The 5,175-nt window shown below is 38.3% G+C and carries 6 protein-coding genes; 1 reads left to right on the top strand and 5 read right to left on the bottom strand.

Translation table 11 applies throughout. From position 1 onward, the window contains the following. Positions 1-213: 213 nt before the first annotated feature. The 5 genes from RYL77_RS08755 to pbp2a all read right to left on the bottom strand — a co-directional run bounded on the left by RYL77_RS08755 (position 214) and on the right by pbp2a (position 3,990). Positions 214-693: a sigma-70 family RNA polymerase sigma factor gene (locus tag RYL77_RS08755; RefSeq protein ID WP_315010992.1), complete on the bottom strand. Its 480-nt coding sequence runs from the start codon at positions 691-693 to the stop codon at positions 214-216. A 119-nt stretch (positions 694-812) separates the two neighbouring features. Then, positions 813-1,349, bottom strand: coding sequence for a transcription termination/antitermination protein NusG (gene nusG / locus RYL77_RS08750; RefSeq protein WP_000376739.1), 537 nt, complete (start codon positions 1,347-1,349; stop codon positions 813-815). A 54-nt stretch (positions 1,350-1,403) separates the two neighbouring features. Further along, positions 1,404-1,580, bottom strand: coding sequence for a preprotein translocase subunit SecE (gene secE / locus RYL77_RS08745; RefSeq protein WP_001210991.1), 177 nt, complete (start codon positions 1,578-1,580; stop codon positions 1,404-1,406). A gap of 9 nt (positions 1,581-1,589) precedes the next feature. Continuing rightward, positions 1,590-1,742: a 50S ribosomal protein L33 gene (gene rpmG / locus RYL77_RS08740; protein ID WP_001809375.1), complete on the bottom strand. Its 153-nt coding sequence runs from the start codon at positions 1,740-1,742 to the stop codon at positions 1,590-1,592. A gap of 52 nt (positions 1,743-1,794) precedes the next feature. Further along, positions 1,795-3,990 (bottom strand): penicillin-binding protein PBP2A, encoded by a 2,196-nt coding sequence (pbp2a, locus tag RYL77_RS08735; protein WP_315010991.1) that lies wholly within the window; start codon positions 3,988-3,990, stop codon positions 1,795-1,797. Positions 3,991-4,076: 86 nt separating this feature from the next. Here pbp2a and RYL77_RS08730 point away from each other — a divergent pair, with 86 nt between their 5' ends. Beyond that, entirely contained in the window at positions 4,077-4,967 is an 891-nt protein-coding gene (locus tag RYL77_RS08730; RefSeq protein ID WP_315010990.1) for an RluA family pseudouridine synthase, read from the top strand. Positions 4,968-5,175: the final 208 nt, after the last annotated feature.

Raw genomic sequence — 5,175 nt, 5'->3', positions numbered from 1 at the left:
TTAATCTGAAACGCTTTCAGATGAGGGGATTTTGTGCGCTCTTTTTTTCGATTCAGTTTGGTTAAAAAAGCAATAAAATCAAGCATGACTAAAACTAGTGGAACTTACCCTGACACGGATTTCCACTGGTTTTTAGGATTTTTATCAGACTAACTTCCACTTGGATTAGTGGTGGAAGTTAGTTTGGGAATTTACCTTTTTTTGCATAGCTTCCTAATGTGTACAGATATCAAACTCTTTAAACACAATACGCAAGTCTCTTAATACTCTTTGACGTCCTCGGAAGCGTTCATGTCTTAAGACGCGTTCTAACTCTTCTTGTTGCTCTTTACTTTGTTTCCTTCTATAATCTCTTAGTGTTTCATGAAAGAGATAATAATCGTCTAGCCAGAGACCTCCCTCACTTACTCGATGACTAATCTCCCCCACTTCTTCATAAGGCTCTTTATCATATCTTCGTTTTTTACTTTCTTGTTTACGGAGATAGTCTAAAATTCGATTACGAAACTTGGTTTTGAAATATTTCCTTAAACGAGAAATATCTTCTACTAATCCTTCTTCTTTACTAATCAATTCATGCAAGCAAATCATTCCCTCTTGCTCCCAATCCGATAGCTCCCATAAATGAAGGTAATATTCATTTCTACACTTGTATACAATACCTTGGACTTCTTCATACAATTCTTTAAGCATAATCTTCCCCTTTCTAGATACAGTTTAACAAATAAAAAAGCTAATTAGGCCCATTTCGCCTATTCTGTCCTCTTTACTGTCTCAACTGCACAAAAAGAGAGGACAAGCCTCTCTTTGGGTTATAATTCTGCAATTTGGTTTAGGTTTACTTCTGCAACTGTGTCATTACCAAACATAGAGATAATCATCTTCACTTTATTGTTATCAATCTCTGTAATCTTACCAGTATAGTCTGCAAAAGCACCATCAATAATACGTACGGTTTGACCAACCTCAACATCGAAATCAAATTCTTGAACAGTTTGTCCCATAGATACCAAAATGTCACGAATTTCTTGTTCCAATAATGGTGTTGGTTTTGATCTGTTCCCGTGTGATCCTACGAATCCTGTAACGTTTGGTGTGTTTCGCACAACAAACCAAGCTTCATCTGTCATGACCATTTCTACAAGAACATAACCTGGAAAGCGATTTTCTTCTACTTCTTTTCTCTTTCCATTTTTTTCAACTTGCACTGTTTGTGTTGGAATTTCAACGCGTAGAATATTATCCAACATATTGTAGGTTTGTGCACGTTGTAATAGATTTTCTTTTACCTTATTTTCATAACCAGAATAAGTTTGTAAAACAAACCACCCTTTATCAAAACTATCCATGATATTTCCTTTCATAAATAGAAGATTTCTAGTGTAATTAACTCCACTAGCCTTCTAAAAAATGTTAATAAATCGAATCAAACCTGAAACAATCAACTGGTCAAAAATGTAAATAATTACTACAAAGAAAGCTGTGTATTCCATAATAGAACGAAAATCTCTCCAGCTTTCCTTGCGAGTTGGCCATGTTGTGTCTTTAAGAAGTCTAAAAATATCTCCAATAAAACGCATCGCTCTCTCCTATCTCGTTTCTCTGTGTGTAGTGTACTTACCACAATGCTTACAAAATTTATTTACTTCTAGTCGTGTAGGCTTGGGGTTTCCACTAATCTTGATTGAATAGTTTCTAGAACCACAAACCGCACAAGCTAGGCTTGCTTTTTTTAGTGCCATAACGCCTCCATCTTATCTATTATAACAAGAAAGCTAGGCTTTGACAAGCATCTTAGCGAAATAGATTGACTACCGAATCCCATATTGTTTGAGCCTTTTCCTTAATCTTCGCATCTGAGATAGCCCGGCTAGCCTCATCTACTAGACTTTGCGCACGTCCTCGAATATCAGACAAATTATCATCTGTCTGGCTATTATCATTGGTTTGTACTTGTCTTTTTGTGTTAGCTGGTGCAATTCCATTTTGCTTATAAGCATTTTCAACTGTAAAGGTACTTCCTGGGGTATAAGGTAAAATGGTATTTGCAATATTCCTAAAGACATGAGCTGCACCATTTGAAGTAGATCCTGCTAGATAGTGATTTTCATCAGTGGTCTGAAAACCAAGCCAGTGACTAATCACTACATCCGGAGTATAGCCAATTACCCACTGGTCACTTGTGTATTCAGGATTGAAAACTGCTTCAGTTGTACCAGTTTTCCCTGCCATGACATAGTCTGCAGGCGACGAACTAATTCCCGTTCCGTTGGTGAATGTTCCTAACATCATACTAGTCATCTTGTCAGCTACAGACTTATCAATCACCCGTTTTTGTGAATTTTTATGGCTTGCAATAATCTGCCCGCTAGCATTTTCAATTCTACTAATAAAATGAGCTTCCGGCATTAAACCTTCATTGGCAAAGGCAGCATATGCTTGAGCCATTTGCAGAGGATTGGTTTCGACACCACTTCCCAAGGCGACACCAAGAACACGGTCGACTTTTTCCATGTTGAGTCCAAATTTTTCTCCTGACTCAAAAGCCTTATCAACACCCAAATCATTAACAGTAGCAACAGCAGGTAGATTAAGCGATTCTGCCAAGGCTTGATACATAGGAACTTCTCGACTCGTTTTGATCCCTGCATAGTTATCAACCTTATAGCTGTCATACTGCATCGTATGGTTATCCAACTGTTTGTTCAAAGCCCAACCTGCCTCAACTGCCGGCGTATAAACAACTAAAGGCTTAATTGTAGAACCAGGGCTACGCTTTGATTGAGTTGCATAGTTGAAATTCCGGAATCCAGTTTTATCATTGTCAGCAACTTGACCGACAACCCCACGAACTCCCCCTGTTTTCGGTTCGAGAGCTACACTTCCTGATTGAGCAAATGTTCCATCCTCTGCCCTCGGAAATAGCGCTGTATTTTCATAGACAACCTGCATATTTGCTTGGTAGTTTTGGTCCAACTCTGTGTAAATGCGGTAGCCATTATTTACGATTTCTTCCTCTGTTAGATTATACTTAGAAACAGCTTCATTAACCACCGCATCAAAATAAGAAGGGTAACGGTAATCTGAAATTTTTCCTTCATACTTATCTTGCAATTGCGAGGTCATATTAACTCCTGCAGCTTCGGTTTCTTGATTTTTATCAATATAACCCGCTGCAACCATATTTTGCAAAACAGTATCGCGACGATTGGTAGAATCCTCTACAGAATTTAAAGGATTATACAGTTCCGGCCCCTTGAGCATCCCTGCCAGAGTCGCAGCTTGATCCAAACTCACTTCTGATGCAGAAACTCCAAAGTATTTCTTACTCGCATCTTCTACGCCCCACACACCATTTCCAAAATAGGCGTTGTTTAGGTACATAGTTAGAATCTGATCCTTGCTATATTTTTTTGTTAATTCTAAAGCAAGGAAAAATTCTTTCGCTTTTCTCTCAACAGTTTGATCCTGTGACAAATAGGCGTTTTTAGCCAGCTGTTGGGTAATAGTAGAACCACCACCTGAACGTCCAGCAGTAACAATAGCCAAGAAGAAACGACTATAGTTAATCCCGTCGTTTTTATAGAAAGAACGGTCTTCTGTCGCAATAACAGCATTTTGTAAGTTTTTACTGATGTCAGTCAGTTCAACGTAGGTTCCCTTTTGACCAGACAAGGCACCTGCCTCTTTTTCTTCACGGTCAAAAATGAGAGTCCGAGTTTTCAAGGCATTTTGCAAATCATTAACATTGGTTGACTTGGCTACAGCAAACAAATAGGTTCCGACTAGCAAGCTTGCACTCAAGCCTAGTATAACAACGATTTTAGTTAGATGATAGCGGCGCCAGAATTTTCTAATCAGCCCCACTTGGGCTAATTTTTTTCGATCACTACGAGAGCGACGCAAGCTAGTCGAATCAGAATCCTCTAGTTCTCTTGTTTCTTTTTTAAAAAGAGAAAGAAATTTCTCAAATAATTTATCTAATTTCATGCGTTTATTTTATCATCTTCATCATAGGAAGACAAGAATTTAGCTATTTCCTATCCAAATAGGGCTTTTTTTGTTACAATATCTGTATGAAATTCACATTTACATTACCCGCTTCTTTGCCTCAAATGACGGTGAAGCAATTATTAAAGGAGCAACTCCTTATTCCTAGAAAAATTCGTCATTTTTTGAGAATCAAGAAACATATTTTGATAAACCAAGAAGAAGTTCACTGGAACGAGATGGTAAATCCTGGAGATGTTTGCCAGTTGACATTTGACGAGGAAGATTATCCCAAAAAGACAATCCCTTGGGGCAACCCAGACTTAGTTCAGGAAGTTTATCAAGATCAACACTTGATTATTGTAAACAAACCCGAGGGTATGAAAACGCACGGCAACCAACCAAACGAAATTGCTCTTCTTAACCACGTCAGTGCCTACCTTGGCCAAACCTGTTATGTCGTTCATCGTCTAGACATGGAAACCAGCGGTTTAGTTCTCTTCGCTAAAAATCCTTTTATCCTACCTATTCTCAATCGCTTATTGGAGAAAAAAGAGATTTCTAGGGAATATTGGGCCCTTGTTGATGGAAATATCAACAGCAAAGAGCTTGTTTTCAAGGACAAAATCGGACGTGATCGCCATGATCGCAGAAAACGAATAGTTGATACAAAAAATGGGCAATATGCTGAAACGCATGTAAGCAGATTAAAGCAATTTTCAAACAAAACAGCTCTTGTCCGTTGCAAACTAAAGACAGGGCGAACCCATCAAATCCGTGTCCACCTTTCGCATCATAACTTCCCTATCCTAGGTGACCCTCTCTATAATAGCAAAGGAAAATCAAGTCGACTTATGCTTCATGCCTTTCGACTTTCCTTTACCCATCCACTTACATTAGAGAAATTAAGCTTCACCGTCCTTTCAGATACTTTTGAAACAGAATTAATACTCAATGGAAATCAAAGAGCAAATTAGGAAACTAGCCGCAGGCTGTACTTGAGTACGGCAAGGAGACGTTGACGTGGTTTGAATTTGATTTTCGAAGAGTATAAAAAAGAATGGATGATTGTCGTGTCATCCATTTTTCCATATAAGAAAAGCAAGACCAAAAGGCCTTGCTTTTTATCGACTCAAGAATTATTTAGCGATTTTTGCGAAGTATTCAAGAGTACGAACAAGTTGT

It is taken from the genome of uncultured Streptococcus sp. (genome assembly GCF_963516515.1).
GTDB lineage: Bacteria > Bacillota > Bacilli > Lactobacillales > Streptococcaceae > Streptococcus.
The sequence above is the reverse complement of the archived record's forward strand: the minus strand, read 5'-3'. Positions and strand labels throughout refer to the sequence as shown.

What these genes read in the sequence shown, in the direction of transcription:
- RYL77_RS08755 (WP_315010992.1), bottom strand. Translation starts at nt 693, where the DNA reads ATGCTTAAAGAATTGTATGAAGAAGTCCAAGGTATTGTATACAAGTGT.
- pbp2a (WP_315010991.1), bottom strand. Translation starts at nt 3,990, where the DNA reads ATGAAATTAGATAAATTATTTGAGAAATTTCTTTCTCTTTTTAAAAAA.
- rpmG (WP_001809375.1), bottom strand. Translation starts at nt 1,742, where the DNA reads ATGGCACTAAAAAAAGCAAGCCTAGCTTGTGCGGTTTGTGGTTCTAGA.
- nusG (WP_000376739.1), bottom strand. Translation starts at nt 1,349, where the DNA reads ATGGATAGTTTTGATAAAGGGTGGTTTGTTTTACAAACTTATTCTGGT.
- secE (WP_001210991.1), bottom strand. Translation starts at nt 1,580, where the DNA reads ATGCGTTTTATTGGAGATATTTTTAGACTTCTTAAAGACACAACATGG.
- RYL77_RS08730 (WP_315010990.1), top strand. Translation starts at nt 4,077, where the DNA reads ATGAAATTCACATTTACATTACCCGCTTCTTTGCCTCAAATGACGGTG.